Source organism: Rhizobium leucaenae USDA 9039 (assembly GCF_000426285.1).
Lineage (GTDB): Bacteria > Pseudomonadota > Alphaproteobacteria > Rhizobiales > Rhizobiaceae > Rhizobium > Rhizobium leucaenae.
The window spans coordinates 471,168-494,611 of record NZ_AUFB01000001.1; the positions used below are offsets into that span (position 1 = coordinate 471,168).

Sequence of the window (23,444 nt, forward strand, 5' to 3'; positions counted from 1 at the left end):
TGCCGATCAGAGCGCAGAGCAACGCAATGGCTGCTGCGCCCACCCAGGCATTGCGATATCTATAAAGGGCGGATGCGCTGAACATGATCCACTCCCCGGCCGGCATTCGCGATCCATAGCGCAGCCATTGCGAGTGCCGCGCCGGCATAAATCGTCCCGGCTGGAATCCACATAACCATTCCGGCGAGCTGCTGGTCCTCCAGCGGCGTGAGCCACCATGTTGCCGCAGCATGCGTCTGCTCGACATAAAGGACGCGCGGCGCAAGCGCCATGAGGGCACCGAGAGCCCCGGTGTGCAGCATGGTCAGGAAAAGATGCCACGCGGCAACGCCGTGATGGCTGCGCCAGAAGATCGACCACCAGAAAAGGACAGCAGTGGCGAAGAAGCTCAGATGCTGCAGACGATGCAACGTGACATCGCTGACGGCAGCGTCGAACAGGACAGGCGCGTGCCAGGCCCATATGGCGACGGCATGCAGCAGGGTGGCATTGGTTCCTCCGCTCAGCCACCGCCAGGTGATCTGCGCTGAACGTCTTCTCATCGTCCTCCCCATCCAGCGCCTCAATCGGTCCGGCAGGCCCCACAAGAACATGCCGGCAGGCCGCGCGATGACAATCATCGGAGCGGAGATCGCCATGATGATTTCGTGCTCGATCATGTGAAACGTAAAAAGTTGCTCGCCGAGCCAGTGCAGCGGAGATACGAGTGCGCCCGCGAGTGTCAGCCAGCCCGCCCAGTAGCAAAGGGCGCGCTTGCCCACAACGGGCCGGCTCGTTCGGGCGCGTCGCCACAGCCTCCAGGAGCCTCGGCCATAAAGAAGAGCGGCGATCGTCAACGGTGTTACGATCCACGGATCGATCGTCCACTCCGAATGGAATAGATGCCCTTCCGCACCGTGCGCAGCAGCCTGCCGCATGGTCATCAGCAGAAATATGAAAGCGCCTAGTGTTCGCATGCGTTCAAGAGCCATGTGGCTCCCCCCTGCAGCATCAGCGCGAAGGCAAAGACGAGCCCGACCAGAACGCTGAGATGGCGGATGAACAGTGCCGTTCGGGCCTCCTCCTGCGTGGAACTGGCCTGTGGCACCACTGCACTGGTGACCGCAAGGGCGATAGCAACGGCAGATGTGAGAAGCGACCAATATGTGCGACGGCTACAATCGACATAGGGCAAGATTTGGCCGAGTTGGGTGTTGATAGCCCATATAAGGGGGGCAAGGACCAATCCCCCGTATTTTGTCGCCGCGGTCATCATAGGCGTGGTACCCAGTAAATGCATGCGTATAAGGGAATCCAAGCCACCACGACAAAGTTCCAGTACATCGCATTATCCTGCACATCGCCGAAGCGCCGGGGGTTGTCGGCGTGCCCCGTGAACATCAGGCAGGTCAGCACTATCGTATCCATCAGGTCCGTGATGATGTGGGTCGTGTGAAGACCCAACATGGTCCATATGATCGTGCCATAGGCATTGTCGTCCCAGCGCACGTGGAGGACGGTGAATTCGAAAGCGCGCAGGACCAGCGGTGCCGCCCCGAGCACCGACATGACGACAAGCCCGATGCGCACCTTCAGCAGATCTCTTTGCCGCGCCCAGCGAGATAAAATGATATTCGGCACGACACTTACCAGCAGTATCGCTGTCAGGGCCGTTCCGGGAACAAGCCCCGGCGCCGGCGCCTTGATAGGCCATTGCGGGGCGATACTCATCAGGTAAAAATAGACCGCGATCGCCAATGCGAAGCCGGAACCTTCGATCAGCATGAAGGCGCAGGTTCCCCACCAGGTCGGGCTCGCCGTACCCATGCCATGTGGTGGCAGCCTTGAAACATCGAGTACGACGCGCTCCTTCACGATTCATCCTCCGGCGTCTGCTTCGGCCAGAACCAACCCGTCAATGTGATCCCGATCGGAATCGATCCCCATACGACAGCCCAGGGCGAGAAGATCGACCAGATCAGCATCACCGTGGTGGCAAGAGCCGCTAAGAGCGGCCAGATCGAATTTCGCGGCGATGATTCGCTGGCTTCCGGTTGCGCCTCGACGACGCTGCTGACGATCAGTTCTCGCCGGTCGGTGCGCAATCCGGCCGCCACCGTGAGCTCATCCGGCTGCGCCCACAATGGATCGCGGGCGCCGACCACCGGTATGCGGCGGAAATTGAAGCATGGCGGCGGTGATGATGTCGCCCATTCGAGCGTCGAGGCACCCCAGGGGTTCTCGCTTGCGATCTGGCCGGATCGAGCGCTGCGGAGGACATCGATGAAGAAGACGAGGAAGCCAAGCGAAAGGATGACGGCGCTCAGGCTGACGAACATATTCATGCCGGCCCAGGGCATTTCCGGCTGATAGGTGTAGATGCGCCGCGGCATGCCCTCGAGCCCCAGAATATGCATCGGAAAGAATGTCAGATTGAAGCCGATGAAGATCAGCCCGAACGCCCAGCGGCCAAGCGTCTCGCTCATCATCCGGCCGGTCATCTTCGGAAACCAGTAATAGATGGCGCCGAGCAAGGGAAAGACGGCGCCGCCAACCAGGACGTAATGGAAATGCGCGACGACGAAATAGGTGTCGTGCACCTGGGTATCGAACGGCACCGACGCGACCATGACCCCGGTCAGGCCACCAATGACAAAAGTCACGAGAAAGCCGAGGACGAACAGCATCGGCGTCTTGAACATGGGTTGGCCGGCCCACAGCGTCGCCAGCCAGCAAAATATCTGGACGCCCGCGGGAATGGCGATTGCCATGCTGGAGGCGGTAAAGAAGCTCTCGCCGAGTCGCGGCAGCCCGACCACGAACATATGATGCACCCAGAGGCCAAAAGCCAATATCCCCGTGGCGATCAAAGCCATCACCAGCGGAAGATAGCCGAATGCGGGGCGGCGCGAGAAGGTCGCGATGATCGTCGAGACCATGCCGACGGCCGGCAGGAAGATGATATAGACCTCGGGATGGCCGAAGAACCAGAACAGATGCTGCCACAGCAGCACATCACCGCCCTCGGAGGGATTGTAGAACTGTGTTCCGATCAGGCGGTCCATGATCAGCGATGAACTGGCGAGCATGATTGCCGGCATAGCCATGATGACGAGGAAAGCCGTGACGACCATCGACCAGACGAACAGCGGAATGCGGTCCAGAGACATGCCGGGCGCACGCTGCTTGAAGACGGTGACGACAATTTCCACCGCGACGGCCAATGCCGAAACCTCGGTGAAGGTGATCATCTGCGCCCAGAGGTCCGCGCGCTTGCCGGCGCCGTATTGCGGTCCGGAGAGGGGCACGTAGGCGAACCATCCGACATCGGGCGCGGTATCCAGGGCAAACGAGATCCATAACAGCAGGCCGCCTGCCAGAAAAATCCAATAGGAAAAGGCGTTCAAGCGCGGAAAGGCGATGTTGCGGGTGCCGACCATGAGCGGCACGAGATAGACCGCCATGGCTTCCATGACGGGCACGGCAAACAAAAACATCATGTTCGCGCCGTGCATCGTGAATATCTGGTTATAGCGATCCGGACCGATAAAGCGCGCCTCCGGCCGCGCCAATTGCAGCCGCATCGCAAGCGCCAGCAGGCCGCCCATGGCGAGAAAGACAAATGCGGTGGCGATGTAGCGGCGACCGATGATCTTGTGATCGACGGTGGTGAGGGCACCCCAAATGCCGGCCGGGGTCATCCAGGTCTGCGAAAGCCGCCGTTCGAGCTCGTCGTCGCCGAACATCAAATCCGTCGGTTGCGTCGGTTTGTCGTCCTTTGTCATCGCAGGCTTTCCATATAGGCGGAAAGCTGCCGCAGTTCGTCGCTGGAGAGCGGAACCATCGGCATGTTGTTTCCGGGTTTCAGCGTCTGGGGATCGGCAATCCATGCGGCGAGCGAACCGCGTGTATTGTCGAGCAGGCCGGCCGCAATCGTCTGGCGGCTGCCGACATGGGTCAAATCCGGCCCGGTCGACCCCGATGCTTCCGTGCCGCGTATGGTGTGACAGGCGGCGCAGGGCTTGCGCATGAAGAGAGCCTTGCCGGCAATCGCTTCCGGGTCCGTCGGCGATGCGCCGTTGTCGCGCTGTGCTGCAGCCCAGCGCTGATAGTCGGTCATGTTCTCGGCAATGACGAACAGCGCCATGTGACTGTGCTGAAGTCCGCAGAATTCCGCGCATTGACCGCGATAAACGCCGGGGCGGTCCGCTCGGATCGTTATGGTGTTCTGCCGGCCGGGAATGAGGTCGCGCTTGCCCGCGAGGCTCGGCACCCAGAAAGAATGAATGACATCCGTGCTTTCGAGCTGGATGCGAATATCCACTCCGACCGGAATGTGCATCTCATTGGCCGTCTGAAACGCCTTGGCCGGGTCGGACTCGTTATAGAAGAATTGCCACCACCATTGCTGGCCGCGCACCTTGATCGTCAGATCGGCATCCTGAGCCGCGCTGAGACCACGGGTCGCATAAAAGCTCGCAACCGTCAGACCGGCAATGATCAGCACCGTCGCTGCCACCGCCGCGGTCACGATCTTTCCCATTCGCCGCTCGCTCTCGGGGCTTGGATCCTGCCGCAGCGTCCTGGATCGCAACAATGCCAAGATCAGAACGATCATGACCACCGCCCATACCACAGAGCAGACAATCACGATCCCGGTGATGAGATGTTTGAGCTGAACGGCCGAAGCACCCTCGGCGTTCAAAGCCGACTGCGCACCGTTGCATCCTGCAATCAGGATTGCCGAAAGGAACAGGGAAACGGCAGCCCCCGCTTTCAAGGTGACGGCCCCTGCTCGGGGTTCATCCCGACAGGGCCTTCTTCGAATAGGATTGCCGCCGGCGCACGGTTTTCCGCCGGGCGCGTCTGCTTGTCGTCATTACGGCTCGGCGCTGTGATCTTGGCCCTATATGCACCGATTGTCTGGACATAGCCCGCGAGCTGCCAGATCTCATCGATTGTCATCTTGTCGCGAAAAGCCGGCATTCCATGCGAGCGGCCATCGCGGATGGAGGCTGCGATCGACACCATCTCCGGGCCATAAAGCCACCAGCCATCGAGGAAGGAGGGACCGACCCCGCCGCGCCCGTCGCCGTGGCATGCCGCGCAGCCAAACCAAGAGTAGAGCCGTTTGCCCTGGCTGAGATCGTAAGCGGTTTCCTCGTAGGGCTTGCCGAGGGCGAAGTAGATTTCCGGGGGCGTGCCGCTAATACCGTTCGGCATCAGGCGCAGCTCGTCCAAGGCGGCGCCGACGGGGGGATCGGTTCGATATTGTCGCGCTTCGCGGGCATCACCGATGAGGGCGGCCACGCCGAGGGCCACCAGAAAGGTCGCGATCAGAAACGCGCGATCAAAGGCTTCTCTACCTACCTCCCACGACATGTTCGATGTTCCAACCTGTGCGGGCTTCAATGAGCGGGCGCTACGCCAGAGCGGACAAGGCGCACCGGCAACAACTTGTAGGATGGCGTTTTCGCCTTGGTGTCATGATGGTCCAATGGAAACAGGGGATTGGCCTCCGGGTAATAGGCGCAGCAACATCCTTCCGGAAGGTCGTAGGCCATGATTGTGAACCCTGAAACCCGGCGCTCCGTCTCCGGATCGATCGCCGTCACCAGATCGACGGCTTCGCCGTTGCTGAAACCCAGGCGTGCAATGTCGGCCGTATTGACGAAAACGACACGCCTTGTTCCCTCGACACCGCGATAGCGGTCACTGAAGCCATAAATCGTCGTATTGAACTGATCGTTGGAACGCAACGTGGCGAGATGAAGGACATCGTCGCTTTGCGCACCGAGTGAAAACTCCGGAAACAGGCGGTCAGGGGTGATGAAATTGGCCTTGCCGTTGCGGGTGACCCACTTGCGCTCCCGCGCCGGCAGCGGCCTTGGAATGCCACCGGGGTGGAACATGCGCTTGTTGAAATCCTTGAAGGTCTCCGGATAAGTTTGCTCGATGGCGTCGCGGATCGTCGAATAGTCATCCACCCAGCGGTCCCAGGGCACGACACCCTTGGTCAGCGTCGCCCTTGCCATGCCGGCGATGATCGCCGGCTCCGAAAGCAATTCCGGACTAGCGGGCTTGGCTCTTCCACGCGAACCATGAAAATGCGCGACCGAGCTTTCCACCGACACAGCCTGTGGGCCGGTCGCTTGTTCGTCGATCTCGATACGACCGAGACACGGCAGGACATAGGCGATCTCGCCGTGAATGACATGGCTGCGGTTGAGCTTGGTGGCGATCTGCACGGTCAGACGCAGGTTTCGCCACGCATTCTCCATCGCGACGGTTTCGGGAATAGCCCGCAGGAAATTCCCGCCGAGGCTGACGAACGCCCGCGCCTCGCCCTGAAGGATCGCTTTGCATGTCTCGACCGTGGTGTGGCCGATCCACTCCGGCGGTTGGAATTGATAAAGCGTGGCCAGCTTGTCCAGCGGTACGAGACCCGGCTTTTCGGTGATCCCGACCGTGCGTTGGCCCTGCACATTCGAGTGACCGCGTACCGCGCAAATATTGGCTCCCGGCTTGCCGATATTGCCGCGAAGAAGCGCGAGATTGACGACCATGTGCACATTCTGAACGCCCATGACATGCTGCGTAAGGCCCATGCCATAGACCATCAGAACCGCGTTCGAGTTGGCATAGGTCGAAGCAGCCTGCTGCATCTGGGCTCGCGTCAGGCCGGAGACACGTTCCAGCTCGGCCCAATCGTATTTTCGCGCGGCTGCAGCGAATTCCTCGAACCCCGCGGTATGTTGACGAATGAAATCGTGGTCGAGGACGTGCTTCTTGTCGGCGGCCGCCATCGCTGCGGCAAAGGCTACCGTTCCGGCATCGGAGGGATCGTCCGGTATCGCGTCGGTTCCCGCAACCTTGCTGGTCCCAGACGCCTTGAGTGCGTCGTCAGCCTCGATCAGCGCCTTGCACACGCCGAACAGTGCCGCGATATCGCCGCCGTTCTTGACTTGATAGTATTCCGAGGAGATTGGCGTGTCCTTGCCGGTGAGCATCTGGCCCGGCATCTGAGGATTGACGAAATGCTGCAGCCCCGGCTCGTGAAGCGGGTTGAAGGTGACGATCTTGACGCCCCTGCTGACGGCATCCTGCAGATCGTGAAGCATTCTCGGCGAGGACGTGCCGACGTTCTGCGCAAGGTAGAAGATGCAGTCGCAATTTTGGAAATCGGACAGAATGGCCGTGCCGATCGAAGCGCCGATGCTTTCCGGCAGTGCGACCGATGTGCTCTCGTGGCACATGTTCGACGAATCCGGCAGATGATTGCTGCCGAATATGCGCGCGAACAGCTGATACATGTAGGCCGTCTCGAGCGATGCACGGCCGGACGTATAGAAATCGACCTTCTCAGGAGGCATCGCCCTTAATTCGCGGCCGATCTCTTCGAAAGCGTCCTGCCAGTTGACAGGCACGTATTTGTCCGTTTCGGCATCCCAGCGCATGGGATGCGTCAGACGTCCCTGCTCTTCGAGATCATGGTCGGGCCAGGTTTCGAGCTCGGTGAGCGTATGTGCCGCGAAGAAGGCGCGATCCGCCCGTCGGTTGGTGACCTCCCAACTGGTGGCCTTGGCGCCATTTTCGCAAAATTCCAAAGGATGGGGCTTGGCAGGCTTGCCCCACGCGCAACTCACGCACATGTAACCATCGGGCTTGTTCTGATGCGCCAAGAGGGATGGGCCTGCGATCGGAATATGCTCCCGGAGCAGAATTCTACTCACCGATTTTGCGGAACCCCATCCACCTGCCGTGGTTTTGCGGGATGTATTCGCTGGGTCGTTTCTCGGTTGTGTAGCCATGATGAAGATCCTCGATTCCCACAAAGAACCAACAACAAGCTCTTCTGTTCCCTGCCGATGGCGACAGTCGGCCTCAGCCGCGACCGTCGCTAAAGTTCGATGAGCGCGTAAGGCTTGCCGGTCGGTTTTTCGATGTGGGCGGCGACATTGAAGACCGGGGCTCCGGCAGGTGTGCGGCCCTCATAACTGCCCCGGTGTGCGTGTCCATGGACGACCGCATCGACCTTGAAGCGGTCGATCGTCTCAGCAAGCCGCGATGAGCCGAGAAAGGGGAAGATTTCCGGCGGTTCGCCGACGACCGTCTCCGTAATCGGCGCATAATGCAGGATCACCATGGAGCGACTGGCCCGGACCTGACGCATAGCGTTTTCCAGTCGCATCGTTTCGTCGACGCTTTCGGCAACCATCGCCTTGATGGCAGGCTCTCCAAAGGAACTCAGCATGTAGCGGCCAAACCCTCCGGCAAACCCTTTCACACCGACGAAGCCAACGCCCTCGATCTCGACGGCGCGGCCGTTCAAAAGCTTCACGCCGACATCTGTGAGAATGGCCATCACCTCGTCGACGGCGCCGCTTTCATAATCGTGATTGCCGAGCACCGCCACGACCGGCACCGTACAGTTGCGCAGGTCGGCGGCAAGCAATTCGGCCTCTTTCGGCTTGCCGAGGTCGGTCAGATCACCGGCGATAACCAACACGTCGGCCACCGCACAAATATCGGCGAAAAGAGCTTTGTAGGATTGTTCGCGATCTTCCTTCACATGAAGATCGGCAACGGCGGCAATTCTCAATTTCCGTCGTTGATCATTGGCCATGCTCATTCTCCTCTTCAGTGCGCAATTCTCCGTCGCCGCTTACGTCGGCAAAGCCCCACTCCTCCACATCAATTTCGAAGTCGATCCGCGAATACATCCGGCCGCGGCAGATCTTCATCTGCGGCAAAGGCAAATCGCGCTGCGCGCTCAGGCGGTCGAGCAGTTCATCCATCAGCCAATCCGGAATCTTGTCGCGCTCGGAAGGATAGATCCAGCGAAAGTTGAGAAGCTGGATCAGCAGCACTTCCCAGTTCACCTCAAGATATCCCAGCAGTTTTTGCCAGTTGATCTTATCGTGGGCTTTCAGGATCACATGGGCGATATCGGCGCCATCATAGCGGTGGCGAAGCTGCACGAAGCATTTCGACCAGATGAGCTCCGTCGGGCCGACGAGGCGGACGGAGCGGCCGCACATCTCAAGCTGCCTCGCATCCGCGAACCAGTCATCGCCGACCGGCATCGTGCCGTTCGAGGATGCAAAGATCACGTCGAAGAAGTGCCTGCCTTTAAAAATCTTGCCCAGCCAGCGTTCGTCCTCGACCTCCACCGAGTACCCCTTGGTCTGGAAATGCGCGAGAATGCGCGCATAGTCGCCTGCCTTGCAGAAGACGTCGAAATCCTTGGTGGGGCGGGAAATTCCGGTATAGGCGCTGACGGCATAGGTGCCGGCGACGAGAAATGGGATCTGCGATTCCGCAAGATCGTTGACGGCCGCAGCGACAAACGGCTCCGCCTCCGGATCGATCAATTGAGGCACGGCCTTTGCCTCCATCAGCAAGTTGCCTGTGCCGTCTCGATCCATATCCGTCGGAGCAATCATCTGATCACCGCTTCGCAGAAACCCACAGGGATCAACACCGTCAGCAGACGGTTGTTCCATGATGCTCCCCACAGGCCGTATGACGATTTCAATTCATCGCCATCACAGGCCGTCTCGTCTCGGAGCACATGCTGCCGCGTTAGCTTTTGGACCTTGCTGCGCCTCGATTGTTTTCCGCGACCGAACCCGAAAGCGGGGCACGTTGGCGCTTCGCACTCGCCTGATTGGTCGACAGAGCCGGGGGCGCCTCAGGTGTCCGCACGGCCTGCGTCGCCGATTCCGTTTCCTCGGTGTCGGAGGGTCTCGAATCCTGCTCGGCTTGCATTTGGTATTGCTCTTGCTCGATCTCGCTATCGGCACGATGCCAATGGTCGATATCCTTGCCTTCCGGCCGTCCTTCCTGCTCCCAAATCTGATAGGCGCGAAGGCGGATTTTTTCGTCCCTTTGATCTTGCATTTTCTTCTCCATCACTAGGGTTTAAGGAAAATTCAGTCTTGGCGGGCGTGTTGATGTGCCAGTATGCTGGCCCGCACGCTCGAAGAACTCAGTCTCGGTGACACCGGCCATCGGGCCGTTCACCGATATCCCCGTTGGCGCTCTCACCGTAGTTCTCCCCGATCGGCCGCATTGAGCGAGCTCGAACCATCGCATCCGGTGAATGTTCCCGCCTTCTTCGATTGCTGGAGCTTTTTCTTAACATGCCTTGCGGCCGGCGCGTTCACTGCGACACTGCGCCGTCCCGGATCAAATGCGCATCCTGACACGCCGTGACAAAAGCCTCGCGCGCAGCCTCGACGGTCAGCCGATGCGAAACGGCGGCAAAGCATTTTTCTTTGGCCCGCGCATGGGATGCGCCTCTTGCGGACGGCCACTGGACACACAGGTAGTGGATCGCTCTTCCGGACCGTGCATGAACGAGGCGATCCGATCGCCTGTCGCCACGCAAACCGGTGCGTTCCAGAGCATTTTGAATTTGACATCGATGATTTCGTTCACCTGCTCCTCCTTAGCTGTCGGAGAGGCGATGTTCGGCAGGCAGAAACGAATTGTCCGAGGGCGTTTTGCGTCAGATCGTTTCTAGGGATTGAAAGGCGGCTGTTTCGGCGATGTCAGCCGAAGTCCTCATCGAGTTGGGCGGCGAGCTGCTGGCGAGCCCGGTTGATGCGGCTCTTGACGGTACCGATCGCACAGCCGAACTTTTCCGCCGCATCGTCGTAGGAGCGACCCTCGATGACCACATATTCCAGCACCGCCCGATAGGGCTCCGGCAACAGGTTGCAGGCTCGTTCCAGTTCCTTCGCGCGGACTGTCCATTCTTGCGATGGCGCTTCCACGCCGAAGCCGGAGACGCATTTCTTGACGCCAGGCGACTCGCGCTTGGCTATGCGGAACTTCGTGCAAAATGTGTTGCGCATAATGGTGAAAAGCCAGGATTTCAGCCGTGTACCCGGATCGAACTGCCCAAGATTGGCAAGCGCCTTTGTCAAGGTTTCCTGAACCAGGTCATCGGCGTCGGCAGAGTTCCTATGGAAGGTTCTTGCGAAGGCGCGAAGAGCCGGAATGAGATTTACGATTTCAGCCTCTAGGTCGGCCGATCGGGACATGTCGTGCACAACGCTCTCCTTCTAGCCGCGCCATCGGCGCGATTGACGCGACGTTGCACCGCCCCGCGAATGCAAGCGCCACGACCACCGTGATCGATATCCCTGCGGATGCCGATCGGATCATTCCAACAATATTGAGCGAGTTGCCGCGATTGCGCCTGAACTCCCTTCAGACTTTGTCAAGCGCTCTCCGCATCCACTAAGGAACGAAGCGAATTGCAGCTTGTTCCGTCCAGGTTCAGAAATTTCTTCGGCATAACCTGAAGGCGAGAGAGGTGGACCGCGCAGGTGGCGACAGGGGCCAAGCAGGAAGGGACGAATTCCACGCGATCCAGCTTCCGAACCGACATCCCGTCCTTAAGTTCCCGATCAGCTAAAATACACGGTTAGCCCCGGTATTTACCTTCGTTCATATCGGCAGGGTCGTAGTTGAGATCCCAGTCCTTCTCCGGTTTCTTCTGGCCAGGCGGCCTCTTGTTCACCGTTGCGTCATCCGACCCGGTAATCACCTTCGGCTTGGCGCTGGCGACGCCGTTGTTATCGCTCTTCTTGATGAGCCTGCGATATTGGCCTTTCGCATCCTTGTGGACATCGGCCGCGTCTTTTCCGCTAGGATTGTCCAATTTCGACATGTGCTCGCCTCCTATCGCTGAGCTCCGTTCTCACGAGGTGGGCCGTTGTTCGACATCAAACATTCTATCCGCACCTTCTGAGCAAAGCGTCCGACACCGATTGGTTCCGAGGCTTTCGAAGAATTCGAGGTAGTCGGGATGATTGGAGCGATTGCAAGCATCCAAACAATCCGGCAATTCGGGAACATTTTCCACCGCGAGACGTTCCCTGCCGTTTCAGAGGTAGGCCATTCGCCACCAGCGAATGATTGCCGCCGATTGAGCTTCTGCTTGAAAAGACCGCACTGACGCTCGTGTTCCGGAACTGAGCTAGATTCGAGCTGCATGGTGCGCGCCCCACGTCCTGACAGCAGCCAAAAGGATCCAACCGATGGCTCTTATGCACCATGCAAAGGATCGCGAGTTCCCGCCGTTCGTCGCGGTGGCTGCCGTTGCGGCGGAGCTCGCCGTCATCTTCATCGGCGCAACTTTGCCGACGCCGCTCTACCCTCTTTATCGAGCCGCATTTTCGTTTTCCGGTCTTGTCCTGACGCTGATTTATGCGGTCTATGTTCTCGGAAACCTGGTGGCGTTGCTGATCCTTGGCCGCCTGTCCGACCAGATCGGACGCAAAAGCATCACCCTGCCGGCGATCGCTTTCGGCATAGCAAGCACGGTCCTTTTTGCTTTTGCGAGCAGCGTGACATGGCTCTTTGCTGCCCGGATCCTCAGCGGAATTGCTACCGGCCTTGCCGCAGGTGCCGCAACCGCATGGATCGCTGAACTATCGGCGGGCAAGAACAAGCTCCCCACCGCGAAAATAGCCTCTGCAGCCAATTTTGCCGGCCTCGCCGCGGCGCCGCTGGCCTCCGGACTGCTCGCCGAGTTCGCGCCCTGGCCGCTCCGCCTCTCCTATGTCCTATATCTTGTTCTCCTGGTCGGGATCGCCGGCGTCATTACCTTCGTGCCTGAAACCGTGGCAAATCCAAAAAAGCATCTGCGCGAAATCTCGGTAAAGCCGAGACTCGGTTTGCCGCAGGAAATCAGGCCGAAATTCGTGTCTCCGGCTCTGACCGGATTTGTCATATTCGCGTTGATCGGGTTTTACGCCGCCTTGATCCCGAGCCTGTTGTCCGAAAGCCTGCATCAGACCTCGCCTGCCCTATCGGGCGCTGTGGTTTTCCAGTTATTTGCAGTCGCGGTCATTGCGGTCGGGCTGACCGGAGGATTGGCAAGCCGGACGGCCATGTTGGCCGCATTGTTGCTGCTGCCGGTTGGTACGTGGCTGCTCGTCGCGGCACAGTTGATAAAATCCTTGCCACTGCTGTTCGTTGCCACGACGCTCGGCGGCATTGCAGGGGCTCTGGGCTATCGCGGCAGTCTCGATCTCATCAACACGATCGCTCCCTCCAATCAGCGCAGTGAGGTTGTTTCAAGCTACCTGATCGCAGTCTACAGCGGGAATGCTCTTCCGGTCATCGGAATCGGATTGCTCTCCACCCTCACGAGCTCGATTGTCGCGCACATCTCCCTCGCCGCATTGATCACCGTTCTTGCCGTGTTTGCGCTGGTGGCTGAAAGGAGATCGGCAATCCAGGGCAAAAACGCGCGGGGATGACCACGCATTGCCAAGCTCTCCCGCCAATGGCCCGGCGTCATCGGGCTGTGGCGAACGGAACAAAGACTGTTGCCGCTGGTTTCCTCTCCATGTGAGGTGTGATGGCTAATCGCGACATCATCGTCATCGGCGGATCGGCCGGATCGTCCGATCCTCTGAGAACCATACTAGCCGCCCTGCCCCGCAATCTCGAGGCGGCGGTGCTCATCATTGTCCACATTCCCGCAAACAGCGCTGGAATATTCAGGCTGGTAGCTTCCGCTTCCACCAATTTACCCGTGAAAAATGCTGAGGATGGCGATGCCATCCTTCCAGGCCAAGTCTATCTTGCTCCCCCCAATCACCATCTGCTGGTGATAAAGGATAGGCTGGCCCTGGGGAACGGGCCGCGCGAAAATCTCGCTCGCCCCTCGATCGACTCGCTCTTCCGCTCGGCCGCTCTTTCTTATGGCCCGAGAACCGTCGGTGTCATTCTGAGTGGCAACATGAACGATGGCGCATCCGGCCTGGCGACGATAAAACAAGCCGGCGGCATCGCTCTCGTTCAAGCCCCGCAGGATGCGATGACGCCTGAAATGCCGATGTCGGCATTGGACGCCACCCCCGTCGATCTCAGCGCGGCATCCGCGGAATTGGCTGAGGCGATCATTCGTTTCGCGTCCGAGCCGGCGGGACAAGGACAGCCATTGCCGGCAAGCGTCAGGATCGAAGTGGAGATCGCGGCAGGCGGCTGGTCGGACACCTCCAAAATCAAGGAACTAGCCGATCCTTCCCCCTTGACATGTCCGGACTGCGGCGGTGTTCTATCCGAGGTGCATTCAAAACCCCTGCGGTTTCGCTGCCAGATCGGACATGCCTATAGCGCCAAGGCATTGATCGCGGAACAGCGCAAGTCCGTCGAGACAGCGATGCGAGTCGCACTGCGAATCGTCGAGGAACGCGCGGCTTTGGTCAGCCGCATGGCAAAGGACGCGACGAAGGCCAATCGCTTGGGCATGGCGGAAATGCATGAAGAGCGGGCGAGAGAATACCGGAAGCACGTAGATGTCTTGCGCACGGCGATTCTTCAGGGCATGGAAGATAAGGATCCTCACGAAAGCGGGTCGGAGGTCATCGACCTGGAGATGCGAGCGGGAACGAAGCCGAAGTCGTAATGGGCCGTCTCGGCGGCTCGATAGCATGGAACGCCAGACGTGACAAAGAAATCTCGGGTAAAGAAAAGCGACGAGCTTTTGGCGAATACCGGAGTTGAGACCAACGAGGGTGCGGCCTTGCGGTCGCCGATCATAGTGGGGATCGGAGCGTCCGCGACGGAGACCGGCAGTCTCGAAGTCTTGTTCGAGCATATGCACTCTTCTCCGGGCGCCGCATTTGTCATCGTAATGCAATATCGTGACGCCTTCGATCAGGAGGCATTCCAGGCTCGTCTGGCGGCGGTGAGCGGGCGTACCGTAAAGTTGGCTTCGAACGACGAAGCGATAGAATCCGAGCGCATCTATATCGTTCCAGCCGGCGTGACCGTCGCCTTGAAAAATGATCGCCTGCAGATACATCATGCCTCCGACACATCCGGTGAACGCGGGACCATGGACAGCTTCCTGGTTTCGCTGGCCGAGCAGGAGCAAAAGCGGGCCATCGGGCTTGTCATGAGCGGCTGCGGGACGGACGGAACCCTCGGTATTATTGCCGTCAAGGAACAGGGCGGATTGGCGCTTGCTGAAAGCGGCCAGGAATCCGTCGACATTTCCCACCCGTCCTCACAGCCTAAGAGTGCGGCTGCGGTGGCGGATCTGATTTTGCCCGCCGAGGAGTTGGCGACCCGAATCAAGGCTCAGATCCGCAGCCTTCAGCGCCAGACGCTTGCGCAGGATTTCGACGAACTGGTCATGCAAGCCGGCCCACAGTTGACCCGGATCGCCGCCGTTCTTCGCAACCGGACAGGTCACGATTTTCACGGGTACAAGCCCAATACGTTCTTGAGGCGCGTGCAGCGCCGCATCCAGGTAACACAGACCGACACGATCGAAAATTACCTCGAATTTCTGCGTACGGACGCCGACGAGGCGAACAGCCTGTTCAACGACCTGCTGATCGGCGTCACGCATTTCTTCCGGGATACGAAAGAGTTCGAGTATCTCGAACGAGAGGTCATTCCCAAACTCTTCGAAGGCAAGGGAGCGGGCGATCACATCCGCGTATGGGTGCTTGGCTGCGCCACGGGCGAAGAAGCCTATTCGATTGCCATTCTATTGCGTGAGCAGATGGCACGGCTCGACATCGTGCCGCATATCCAGATATTCGCGACCGATATCGACAATCGCGCGCTGGCACAGGCGCGTGTCGGACGGTACGCCGCCTCCGCCATCAAGGATGTTACTCCTGAGCGGCTGGCGCGCTGGTTCGTCAAAGAGGGCGAAACCTATTCCGTGGTCAAGGAACTGCGGGAAATGTGCTTGTTTTCACAGCACAATCTCATCAAGGATGCGCCCTTCTCAAGGCTCGATATGGTTTCGTGCCGCAACCTTCTGATCTATCTGGGCGCCGAACTTCAGAACAGGGTCATTCCGCTCTTCCATTTCGCCCTGCGGCCAGGCGGTTATCTGTTTCTTGGAAATTCCGAGAATGTCAGCCGCCATGGGAAGCTTTTTACGCCGGTAGATCGCCGCTTCCGGATTTTCCGCCAGATCGAAACCATGACGCGTCTGCTGCCGGATTTTCCGTTGTCGGCGGCCACCGAGCGCAACGCGCCGTCCATGCCCTCCGGAATGCGCCCCGCCGTCAACAACGTGTCCGTACTCACGAAGCAGACCGAGCGGATCATGGAGCGTTATGCGCCGGCTTACATGATCGTCGATGAAAACCATGACGTGCTGCATTTTTCGGGTCGCACCGGCAAGTTCATCGATCCGCCTTCGGGCCACGCTAGCCTCAATGTCTTCAACCTGATCCATCGTGACCTGCGCATAGATCTGCGCGCGGCGCTTCACAAGGCAGAAACCGACAAGGCGACCGTCAAGGTCGGCGGCTTGAAGGTGGGCCAGAACGGCAGTGCCTTGCTGGTGACCATGTCGATCGAACCGATCGACCCCGCGCCGGGACAGCCGCCGCGTTTCATGGTGATCCTCCAGGATGGCCAGGTGGTCGGCGAGGATGAAGCCGGCAGCCTCATTCCATCTGCCGGTCAGGAAGAACATGTCCGGCGCCTGGAGGACGAGCTTCGCCAGGCGCGCGACCGGCTGCAGGCGACGGTCGAAGAGCTGGAAAGCACCAACGAAGAACTGAAGGCTTCGAACGAGGAATACCAATCCGTCAACGAAGAGCTGCAATCTTCGAACGAGGAACTGGAGACCTCCAAGGAGGAACTCCAATCGCTCAACGAAGAGCTTCAGACGGTCAATGGCGAACTGGCTCATCGCGTGGAAGAACTGGCACGCGCGAATTCCGACCTCAGAAACCTGCTCGACAGCACGCAGATTGCCGCGGTCTTTCTGGACAATGACCTGCGCATCAAAAGCTTCACGCCCGCGATCACGGACATATTCCATCTGATCGATACCGATCTCGGCAGACCAATCCATCACATCGCCGCCAGAATTGCCTATGACGATCTCGAGCAGGATGCGCGTCGCGTTATCCGGACGCTGAGCAGCATGGAACGGGAGACGAAAAACCCGCAGACCGGCTCGCAATATCTCATCCGCGTGCTGCCCTATCGCAGCGTCGACAATGTCATTGAGGGTGCCGTCCTGACCTTCATGGACGTGACCGCCCTCGTCAGAGCCGAGGAGCGGCTGCGCGATCGCGAAGCGCTTCTGCGTTCCGTCGTCGAAGGCATTCCGCAGCTTGTCTGGCGGGCGGCGGCGGAGGGCAATTGGACCTGGAGCAGTCCGCAATGGACGGCTTACACCGGTCAGACCGAGATTGCATCGCTCGGCAGAGGCTGGCTTGAACCCATACATCCCGATGATCGCAGGAAGGTCGTGGAAGCCTGGAAGGAAGCCGAAAATACTGGACTGCTCGAATTGGAGCATCGGCTGTTCAATGCCGAAACCAATGCATACAGGACCGTGCATCTTCGGGCCCGCCCGGTGAGGAACGATGCCGGCAAAGTGCTCGAATGGTTCGGAACGGCGACCGATGTGCACGAAATGCAGCTTCTTCAAGAGCATCAGCAGATTTTGCTGCACGAGCTCCAGCACCGCGTGCGCAATACGCTTGCGATCGTCCGTTCGATTGCCGCCCATACCGCTGAGATCAGCGAGACGGTGGCAGATTACGCCCATCATCTGGAAGGCCGCATCAATGCAATGGCGAGAACGCAGACCTTGTTGACCAGCGCGCCGGACGCCGCCATGGACCTCAAAGGGCTGATCGAAAGCGAAATATCCGCGCAGACCGGTATGGATGAAAATCCGGTCACAATTACAGGCCCGAATGCGGCCCTGTTCGGGAAAGTCGCGGAGAACATGAGTCTCGCGATCCATGAACTGACAAGCAATGCCGTGAAATACGGCGCATTGTCGCGAGACGGTGGAAAGTTGAACATATCTTTCCATAATCACGGCAATGGCAAGGAGCGTTATTTGAAGCTGGTCTGGCAAGAGACGGGGCTGACAGGATTGCCGGAGAGGCCGGCCCGGCGCGGATTTGGGTCCGAACTGATCGAGAATGTCGTACCCTATCAGTTCGGCGGCAGCGGGCGGCTTGAATTCACGCCGGAAGGATTGATCTGCACCATCGAACTGCCTCTTTCCGAGAAAATCAAACTGCATGAGGCGAGCCATTGAAATGTAAACCCGCGGCTGACACCATGTCTGAGGACCTTTGCGCCCCCGCAATTCAAAAACGATCGGTCTGACGAGATGAGCCAGAGCTACAGCCAGTTCTTTTCCGGCCGACGGGTTTTGATCGTGGAAGACGAGTATCTACTCGCAAACGAGGCGCGCCGGCAATTGCTGAAGCTCGGGGCTATAGTCGTCGGGCCAACCGCAAGGGTCGACCAGGCTCTCGAATTGATCCAGGATGAAGGTGTCGATGCGGCGATCCTCGATGTACACCTCGACGGCGAAATGGTGTTTCCCGTCGCCGAAAGGCTGGATGAACTGAACATCCCTTATGTCTTTGCCACCGGTTATGATCCGTCGATCATCCCTGCGCATTTCACCGGCTTTGTTCTTTGCGAAAAGCCGATCGAGATCGAGCATATTGCGCGAGCCCTGTTTGGCCCACGGCCGCAGGATTCTTGATCAACGTTTCGCGCGTTACGCATGCCCGCGCTTGACGCAGTGGTCATGCGCCAAAGTGGAGATTTCCGTCGTAACGCGCTCGATATCGAGAGGCTTCGAATAGACCTCGATGTCGCTGAACCGTTCGCCGAAAACGGATTTTTCATATCCGGTGGTAAATACGAACGGTATTCCCCGCTCTGACAGCGCCTCGGCCACGGGAAAGACCATCTCCCCTTTGATACTGACATCGAGAATGGCGCAATCGATCTCATCCGTCTCAGCGATAAGAGATAAGGCTTGAGCGATCGTAGGCGCTGGCCCGAGGACAATAAGGTCGCGATCGCCGAGTGAATCGGCCAAATCGAAGGCGAGCAGATACTCATCTTCCACTACCAAAACCACTGGCTGCTCCGAGTGCTCTTTACTCATGATATCCGGACGTCCTAGATCGGTTTGCCGACGGCCTTGAACCGTGCCTGACGCGCTAACTTTTTGAGGTGCCGTTCCTCGTCGATTTCAACTTCGATGATATGCAGATGACCTCTCATCAGATCCAGGGTGATGTTGAAGGTATCCAGCAATTCCACAGCCTGTTCGCTGGGATGACCGCCCGCCTGCAACCTGCCGATCAGCGCTTCTTGCCTCAGAACACGTTTTTCACCATCACGCACATGGCCGACTGCCATTGCAAGTTCCTCGCGTCTGCGCATGGTGGCCTCCTGAAGGAGATTTCCTGCGCATCATGAACTCAGTTATGGCTCAAATCCAGCCGCTTCCATTGCATGAACGAGCAGATAAGCAATTTCCTTGTCTCCTGGCGCAGATTACTTGCTCCTCTAGAGCTCGTGCGATCTCCTTTACCGGAGATTGCCTTTATTCCTCCTGGATCTTTACTTCGAAATCTCGAATTTTCGACGAAAACTGTCGTACATCGTTGCAAACATCCACCACTCCAGTGAAGTGCCCTCAGGGAACTGAGCCAGGCTTGCGAGCGTTGTCGCGACTGTCTCCTGCACGAGATCCTCTGCATCGGTCGGATTTCTGCAGATCGCTTCCGCCAATGCTCGCAACGTCGGCATAAGCTCCTCGATTTCAGCCCGCAATCGATGGTGTCGGGAAATATCCGTCACGATATTCTCTTTCACTAACTCATACGATTGTTCCGTCTATCTTCGTCGGAAGGCATTCACGCCGTCCGACAATTTTTTAACGGGTATGATCCTCGGCTTGTTCCTACCTCCCCTCAGAAATCTGAAGATCCAGCGTCTTCTTAGATTTGGACCCATACTCTGCCGAGCTTCTTCAGAGGCCATAGAGTTTAAGTCCGCAATTCACCGAGATGCTCGGGCGTCACGGCTTGGAACTTACCTGCCCCCTATTTGATTATATTGGCGATATCGAGCTTGGGCGGCATTCCGTGAGGAGTCTGTTGTGAAAGTTTTTGTCGTCGCCCTACTGCTCATGAGCATGGCCTCCTGCTCGGACGGACAGCAGCAGACCAAACGCCAAATTCAGGCGGTGCTCTCCTGGAGCGCAACAGCAGATATGGCCTTGGAGGCACGGGCCAAAATGCTCGTAACGGACAGCTTTACCGCACTCACCATGGAGCGATGCGGAAAGGAGATCGCCGGTCTGTCGAAGGAACTTCCGACCTCTTCCCAGAATCTAATGGACGTGGCAGGCCGTCTCACCACGATCATCGGTGCCGCGCATGACGATATCGTCAGTGGCCGAACGGGTACGGTTTCGCAGCATCTGCAGGATTTACGGGGGCTCGAAGCCGAGTTGAAAGCCAGCTCCGGAGCGGCACAATGAAAAAATTGCTGCAGATATCGCTTGGCGTCGTCACGAGCATCGGCGGCTTTCTTGAAACGGGGAATATCGCAACAGCGAGCCAGGCCGGGGCAGCCTATCAATTCACTCCTCTCTGGGCCATCGTGCTCGGCACGGTCTGCGTGATTTTTCTGGTTGAAATGTCGGGGCGCTTCGCAATCGCGAGCCATTACACAATCGCCGACGGAATTCGAGCCAGGTTCGGCGCCAACATTTTTCTTCTGACGCTAGCGATCGCATTCGTCGTCAATCTTCTCGTTCTGGCGGCCGAGATCGGGGGCGTATCGCTTGCGCTGCAGTTCCTGACCGGGGTGAAATTTCAATGGTGGGCATTGCCCGTGACGTGTGCTGTCTGGCTCTTGCTCTGGCGAGGAACGTTCGGCCTGATCGAGAACGGCATCTCGTCTTTGGGGCTGATAGCTCTCTCGTTCGTCGTCGCAGTCTTCGTCATGGGTCCGCCGTGGGACCAAGTCGTGAAAGGCATGGTGCCGACAATGCCCAGCGAAGACCCACTGCACTACAGCTTCATCGTCGTCGGAATATTGGGCGCCCTCATCTCTCCCTATCTCTTCTACTTCTATTCGTCAGGGGCCATCGAGGATAAATGGGACAAGAGCTACTTCGGCGCCAACCGCGCGATCGCAATTATTGGCATGAGTTTCGGCGCAATCATCACCGCCGCCATCATGGTGCTGGCTGCAATGATCTATCCTGCGAGGGGGATCGAAGACATCGAAGGATATGAGCAGATAGCCATGATCCTCACGCCTGCCTTCGGAAAATGGGGGTTCTATCTCTTTGCCGCTTCGCTCGGGATCACCTGCTTGGGTGCAGTCCTCGAAGTGGGTCTAGCGCAGGCCTATCTGGTTGCGCAGGGCTTCGGGTGGAATTGGTCGGAAGACGCAAAGCCGAGAGACAATCCCGCCTTCTGCCTCGTCTATACGGCTTCGCTTCTGATCGCCATGATCCCGATCGCCGTCGGCATCGATCCGCTCAAACTCACCATCTTTTCGATGGCGATCACCGCCATCAGCCTGCCGTTCGGCGTCGTTCCTTTTCTCATCCTGATGAACGATCCAACCTATGTGGGAGAGCACAGAAACGGATGGATCGGCAATGCAGCCGTGATCTTTATCGTCGCCATGGCATTCGTACTTTCGATTGTAGCCACACCCCTGGAAATCTTCGGAGGCTGACATGCATCTTGTCCATGATGTTCTGGATAAGCAGGTCGTCGATCGCCGGCAGGCTCGTATTGGAAAAGTCGACGGGATCGTGCTCACGGCCGACAATGGCGGTCAGCTCAAGGTCGCCTTCATCGAGATGGGCAGCTTGACGCTGGCACGAAGACTTAGCCGGCGCCTCTATGCATGGATACTCCGCTTTTCCCAACGAAAGCGGGCGAGTGACCGTTGGCGCCCCTATCGGATCCCATGGTCGAAAATCACCGATGTCGGCCTCGATATCGAAGCCGATGTCGACGACAGCGAGACACCGCTCGAACAGGTGCAGGAATGGTTGAGACAACACATCCTCCGCTACATTCCGGGAGGCCTGTCGTGACGGAGATTCACCTCGAACTCCTGCTCGGAGCGCAGGTCTACGATATCAACGATCGGCCCATCGGGCGCTTGGAAGAGATCAAAGCAGAACCTGCCGACGAAGATTACATGGTCGTCGAATATCACCTCGGAGCGCTTGGCTTACTCGAACGACTATCGGCAACGACGATTGGCCACGCCATTCTGCGGCCCTTCGGCTTCAAGGACCGGCCAAGCGGTCATATCGTTCCATGGGACAAGCTCGATTTGACGGATCTCGACCATCTGAAACTCCGCTGCAGCGCCGCGGAGCTTGACGCGAGGTCTCGATAAGCATGCGCATCGCCGCCGAGCGTTCGCATACCGCAACCAACGCAGCGGCACCGCTGGTCTCGCCGGGAACTTCCCGCGATCTCCTCGGTTTAGGTTCATTATTCGAGACAGGAATCGTGACGTCCAATTTTGGGGACGCCGCAGTTCCATGCGGCAGGAATGTCGAACGTCTCACCGCTGAAGACGACGTGGCTTGTCTCGCCATGACTCTAGCGGCGAATAACCGACGAGGTGCCAATGTCATCAACCACCGCCCTGGATCATGCTATCGAAGTCGCGAGCAAAGCGCATGCGGGCCAGACCGATAAGCTCGGCAATCCTTACATTCAGCATTGTCGTCGCGTGGCCTTTGCGGTTTCGGGTCAGGACAGGAAGATCGTGGCATATCTGCACGATGTCGTAGAAAAGGCCCGGGCTGGACCATCAATCGCCTCAATCAGGAAGGTTTTTCTCCAGCAGTGCTCGCAGCCGTCGATGCGCTCACCAAACGCCCCGACGAAGATGAGAATGCCTTTGTTCGCCGCGCAATCGCAACTCCCATCGCGAGGCCGGTGAAGAAGGCCGACCTCGAAGACAACCTATGGCAGCAACGGCAGATTGGCGGTGAAACGGATAAGTATCAGCGTGGTCTCGACATCCTTCGGGAAGAAGATGGCTGAGAAGGATGAGCATATCAGCGGCTATTCGTCTATTTGCATTCGGGACCCTGAAAAGGGGATTCTCCTTGCATGAGCGGGGACTGGCCCGAGCGCAATACCGCGGCTTCTTCCAAACGCGAAAACCTTACCCCATGCTGATCGCCGGTCGCTGGTTTGCGCCCATGATGTTCGACGAGCCAGGAAATGGTACGATTGTGAGAGGAGAGCTTTACGAACTCGACGATCAGGCGCTGCGACATCTCGATGCCATGGAATCGATCGGCAAACCCGGTCATTTCCGCGGATTGATCGAGCTGGAGCCGGTGGCCGGCGGCAATTCCTGCATTGCGTTCGCTTATTTCAAATCGCGAAGCTTAGCAAAACCCATCCATTCAAACTATCTTTCCACATACGACGATCGCCGCTTCGTTCCACCGGAACAACGCATCGAAAAAGCGCAGGACCAGAGCCGCGGGATATATTCCAAAGATGCAAGGCTCCGGTGACCGCCGACCTATTCATTAGCCATTGAGCATCGGATTGGGGAATTCGCTGCACCCGCATCGTCCCCGGAACATTTATCACCGGACACGGTTTAGGTCAGCGATCTCA

25 protein-coding genes and 1 pseudogene are annotated in these 23,444 nt (G+C 58.3%); 10 read left to right on the top strand and 16 right to left on the bottom strand.

The annotated features are described in order from the left end of the window. Positions 1-59: 59 nt before the first annotated feature. From K290_RS33670 to K290_RS37800, 13 genes are all read right to left on the bottom strand, one after another. A complete protein-coding gene (locus K290_RS33670) occupies positions 60-956 on the bottom strand; it encodes a cytochrome c oxidase assembly protein (protein WP_037134653.1) in 897 nt (298 codons plus the stop codon). Beyond that, the gene (locus tag K290_RS37690; protein ID WP_037134779.1) at positions 944-1,252 is read right to left on the bottom strand and encodes a hypothetical protein; all 309 of its coding nucleotides are present in this window, start codon (positions 1,250-1,252) and stop codon (positions 944-946) included. Before K290_RS37690 ends, K290_RS33670 begins: the two co-directional genes overlap by 13 nt. Beyond that, entirely contained in the window at positions 1,252-1,854 is a 603-nt protein-coding gene (locus K290_RS0102230) for a cytochrome c oxidase subunit 3 (RefSeq protein ID WP_028750363.1), read from the bottom strand. The genes K290_RS37690 and K290_RS0102230 overlap by 1 nt, the downstream gene beginning before the upstream one ends. Next, a complete protein-coding gene (gene ctaD / locus K290_RS0102235) occupies positions 1,851-3,764 on the bottom strand; it encodes a cytochrome c oxidase subunit I (RefSeq protein ID WP_028750364.1) in 1,914 nt (637 codons plus the stop codon). Before ctaD ends, K290_RS0102230 begins: the two co-directional genes overlap by 4 nt. Then, a complete protein-coding gene (coxB, locus tag K290_RS0102240) occupies positions 3,761-4,759 on the bottom strand; it encodes a cytochrome c oxidase subunit II (RefSeq protein ID WP_028750365.1) in 999 nt (332 codons plus the stop codon). The genes ctaD and coxB overlap by 4 nt, the downstream gene beginning before the upstream one ends. Beyond that, the gene (locus K290_RS0102245) at positions 4,756-5,361 is read right to left on the bottom strand and encodes a c-type cytochrome (protein ID WP_081670176.1); all 606 of its coding nucleotides are present in this window, start codon (positions 5,359-5,361) and stop codon (positions 4,756-4,758) included. The genes coxB and K290_RS0102245 overlap by 4 nt, the downstream gene beginning before the upstream one ends. A 26-nt stretch (positions 5,362-5,387) precedes the next feature. Then, entirely contained in the window at positions 5,388-7,790 is a 2,403-nt protein-coding gene (locus tag K290_RS0102250; RefSeq protein ID WP_028750367.1) for an FdhF/YdeP family oxidoreductase, read from the bottom strand. A gap of 89 nt (positions 7,791-7,879) precedes the next feature. Then, positions 7,880-8,605 (bottom strand): metallophosphoesterase family protein, encoded by a 726-nt coding sequence (locus K290_RS0102255; protein WP_028750368.1) that lies wholly within the window; start codon positions 8,603-8,605, stop codon positions 7,880-7,882. Then, positions 8,595-9,377 carry a nucleotidyltransferase family protein gene (locus tag K290_RS0102260; protein ID WP_154668547.1) on the bottom strand — a complete coding sequence of 261 codons (783 nt, stop codon included), beginning with the start codon at positions 9,375-9,377 and terminating at the stop codon, positions 8,595-8,597. The genes K290_RS0102255 and K290_RS0102260 overlap by 11 nt, the downstream gene beginning before the upstream one ends. Before the next feature lie 187 nt (positions 9,378-9,564). Further along, a complete protein-coding gene (locus tag K290_RS33675; RefSeq protein WP_051263916.1) occupies positions 9,565-9,882 on the bottom strand; it encodes a DUF2934 domain-containing protein in 318 nt (105 codons plus the stop codon). Between the two features lie 262 nt (positions 9,883-10,144). Beyond that, complete coding sequence (locus K290_RS38915) at positions 10,145-10,372, bottom strand: DUF982 domain-containing protein (RefSeq protein WP_161631235.1); 228 nt, start codon at positions 10,370-10,372, stop codon at positions 10,145-10,147. A gap of 163 nt (positions 10,373-10,535) precedes the next feature. Continuing rightward, positions 10,536-11,030: a sigma-70 family RNA polymerase sigma factor gene (locus K290_RS0102275; protein WP_037134656.1), complete on the bottom strand. Its 495-nt coding sequence runs from the start codon at positions 11,028-11,030 to the stop codon at positions 10,536-10,538. Between the two features lie 386 nt (positions 11,031-11,416). After that, complete coding sequence (locus tag K290_RS37800) at positions 11,417-11,662, bottom strand: hypothetical protein (RefSeq protein ID WP_051263917.1); 246 nt, start codon at positions 11,660-11,662, stop codon at positions 11,417-11,419. Between the two features lie 370 nt (positions 11,663-12,032). Between K290_RS37800 and K290_RS33680 the strand changes: the two genes are divergently transcribed. The 4 genes from K290_RS33680 to K290_RS0102300 all read left to right on the top strand — a co-directional run bounded on the left by K290_RS33680 (position 12,033) and on the right by K290_RS0102300 (position 18,505). Then, the gene (locus K290_RS33680) at positions 12,033-13,259 is read left to right on the top strand and encodes an MFS transporter (RefSeq protein WP_202595623.1); all 1,227 of its coding nucleotides are present in this window, start codon (positions 12,033-12,035) and stop codon (positions 13,257-13,259) included. 101 nt (positions 13,260-13,360) lie between these two features. Continuing rightward, a complete protein-coding gene (locus K290_RS33685; RefSeq protein WP_051263918.1) occupies positions 13,361-14,413 on the top strand; it encodes a chemotaxis protein CheB in 1,053 nt (350 codons plus the stop codon). A gap of 39 nt (positions 14,414-14,452) precedes the next feature. Then, positions 14,453-18,046: a CheR family methyltransferase gene (locus tag K290_RS0102295; protein ID WP_154668534.1), complete on the top strand. Its 3,594-nt coding sequence runs from the start codon at positions 14,453-14,455 to the stop codon at positions 18,044-18,046. A 75-nt stretch (positions 18,047-18,121) separates the two neighbouring features. Next, positions 18,122-18,505, top strand: coding sequence for a response regulator (locus K290_RS0102300; RefSeq protein ID WP_028750374.1), 384 nt, complete (start codon positions 18,122-18,124; stop codon positions 18,503-18,505). Positions 18,506-18,520: 15 nt separating this feature from the next. On the opposite strand, the gene K290_RS0102305 is transcribed toward K290_RS0102300, so the two are convergent. The 3 genes from K290_RS0102305 to K290_RS33690 form a co-directional block, all read right to left on the bottom strand. Next, positions 18,521-18,916 (bottom strand): response regulator, encoded by a 396-nt coding sequence (locus K290_RS0102305; RefSeq protein WP_028750375.1) that lies wholly within the window; start codon positions 18,914-18,916, stop codon positions 18,521-18,523. Between the two features lie 14 nt (positions 18,917-18,930). Beyond that, positions 18,931-19,173 carry a hypothetical protein gene (locus K290_RS0102310; RefSeq protein WP_154668535.1) on the bottom strand — a complete coding sequence of 81 codons (243 nt, stop codon included), beginning with the start codon at positions 19,171-19,173 and terminating at the stop codon, positions 18,931-18,933. A gap of 204 nt (positions 19,174-19,377) precedes the next feature. After that, positions 19,378-19,617 (bottom strand): sigma factor, encoded by a 240-nt coding sequence (locus K290_RS33690; RefSeq protein WP_154668536.1) that lies wholly within the window; start codon positions 19,615-19,617, stop codon positions 19,378-19,380. 301 nt (positions 19,618-19,918) lie between these two features. Between K290_RS33690 and K290_RS33695 the strand changes: the two genes are divergently transcribed. The 6 genes and pseudogenes from K290_RS33695 (at position 19,919) to K290_RS33705 (ending at position 23,338) form a co-directional block, all read left to right on the top strand. Further along, entirely contained in the window at positions 19,919-20,302 is a 384-nt protein-coding gene (locus K290_RS33695) for a hypothetical protein (RefSeq protein ID WP_051263920.1), read from the top strand. After that, positions 20,299-21,516, top strand: a complete 1,218-nt coding sequence (locus K290_RS0102325; protein WP_028750377.1) for an Nramp family divalent metal transporter — start codon at positions 20,299-20,301, stop codon at positions 21,514-21,516. Before K290_RS33695 ends, K290_RS0102325 begins: the two co-directional genes overlap by 4 nt. Before the next feature lies 1 nt (position 21,517). Next, positions 21,518-21,883 carry a hypothetical protein gene (locus tag K290_RS0102330; RefSeq protein ID WP_028750378.1) on the top strand — a complete coding sequence of 122 codons (366 nt, stop codon included), beginning with the start codon at positions 21,518-21,520 and terminating at the stop codon, positions 21,881-21,883. Continuing rightward, entirely contained in the window at positions 21,880-22,194 is a 315-nt protein-coding gene (locus K290_RS0102335) for a PRC-barrel domain-containing protein (RefSeq protein ID WP_028750379.1), read from the top strand. Before K290_RS0102330 ends, K290_RS0102335 begins: the two co-directional genes overlap by 4 nt. Before the next feature lie 237 nt (positions 22,195-22,431). After that, positions 22,432-22,853, top strand: a pseudogene (locus K290_RS33700) (HD domain-containing protein). Positions 22,854-22,858: 5 nt separating this feature from the next. Continuing rightward, positions 22,859-23,338: a gamma-glutamylcyclotransferase family protein gene (locus K290_RS33705; protein WP_051263921.1), complete on the top strand. Its 480-nt coding sequence runs from the start codon at positions 22,859-22,861 to the stop codon at positions 23,336-23,338. Positions 23,339-23,444 lie beyond the last annotated feature (106 nt).

Bases quoted from the DNA above. Each gene is read 5' to 3' on its own strand.
- K290_RS33670 (WP_037134653.1), bottom strand. From the start codon at position 956: ATGCGAACACTAGGCGCTTTCATATTTCTGCTGATGACCATGCGGCAG.
- K290_RS37690 (WP_037134779.1), bottom strand. From the start codon at position 1,252: ATGACCGCGGCGACAAAATACGGGGGATTGGTCCTTGCCCCCCTTATA.
- ctaD (WP_028750364.1), bottom strand. From the start codon at position 3,764: ATGACAAAGGACGACAAACCGACGCAACCGACGGATTTGATGTTCGGC.
- K290_RS0102245 (WP_081670176.1), bottom strand. From the start codon at position 5,361: ATGTCGTGGGAGGTAGGTAGAGAAGCCTTTGATCGCGCGTTTCTGATC.
- K290_RS0102250 (WP_028750367.1), bottom strand. From the start codon at position 7,790: ATGGCTACACAACCGAGAAACGACCCAGCGAATACATCCCGCAAAACC.
- K290_RS0102255 (WP_028750368.1), bottom strand. From the start codon at position 8,605: ATGGCCAATGATCAACGACGGAAATTGAGAATTGCCGCCGTTGCCGAT.
- K290_RS0102260 (WP_154668547.1), bottom strand. From the start codon at position 9,377: ATGGAGGCAAAGGCCGTGCCTCAATTGATCGATCCGGAGGCGGAGCCG.
- K290_RS33675 (WP_051263916.1), bottom strand. From the start codon at position 9,882: ATGCAAGATCAAAGGGACGAAAAAATCCGCCTTCGCGCCTATCAGATT.
- K290_RS0102275 (WP_037134656.1), bottom strand. From the start codon at position 11,030: ATGTCCCGATCGGCCGACCTAGAGGCTGAAATCGTAAATCTCATTCCG.
- K290_RS37800 (WP_051263917.1), bottom strand. From the start codon at position 11,662: ATGTCGAAATTGGACAATCCTAGCGGAAAAGACGCGGCCGATGTCCAC.
- K290_RS33680 (WP_202595623.1), top strand. From the start codon at position 12,033: ATGGCTCTTATGCACCATGCAAAGGATCGCGAGTTCCCGCCGTTCGTC.
- K290_RS33685 (WP_051263918.1), top strand. From the start codon at position 13,361: ATGGCTAATCGCGACATCATCGTCATCGGCGGATCGGCCGGATCGTCC.
- K290_RS0102300 (WP_028750374.1), top strand. From the start codon at position 18,122: ATGAGCCAGAGCTACAGCCAGTTCTTTTCCGGCCGACGGGTTTTGATC.
- K290_RS0102305 (WP_028750375.1), bottom strand. From the start codon at position 18,916: ATGAGTAAAGAGCACTCGGAGCAGCCAGTGGTTTTGGTAGTGGAAGAT.
- K290_RS0102310 (WP_154668535.1), bottom strand. From the start codon at position 19,173: ATGGCAGTCGGCCATGTGCGTGATGGTGAAAAACGTGTTCTGAGGCAA.
- K290_RS0102325 (WP_028750377.1), top strand. From the start codon at position 20,299: ATGAAAAAATTGCTGCAGATATCGCTTGGCGTCGTCACGAGCATCGGC.
- K290_RS0102330 (WP_028750378.1), top strand. From the start codon at position 21,518: ATGCATCTTGTCCATGATGTTCTGGATAAGCAGGTCGTCGATCGCCGG.
- K290_RS33705 (WP_051263921.1), top strand. From the start codon at position 22,859: ATGAGCATATCAGCGGCTATTCGTCTATTTGCATTCGGGACCCTGAAA.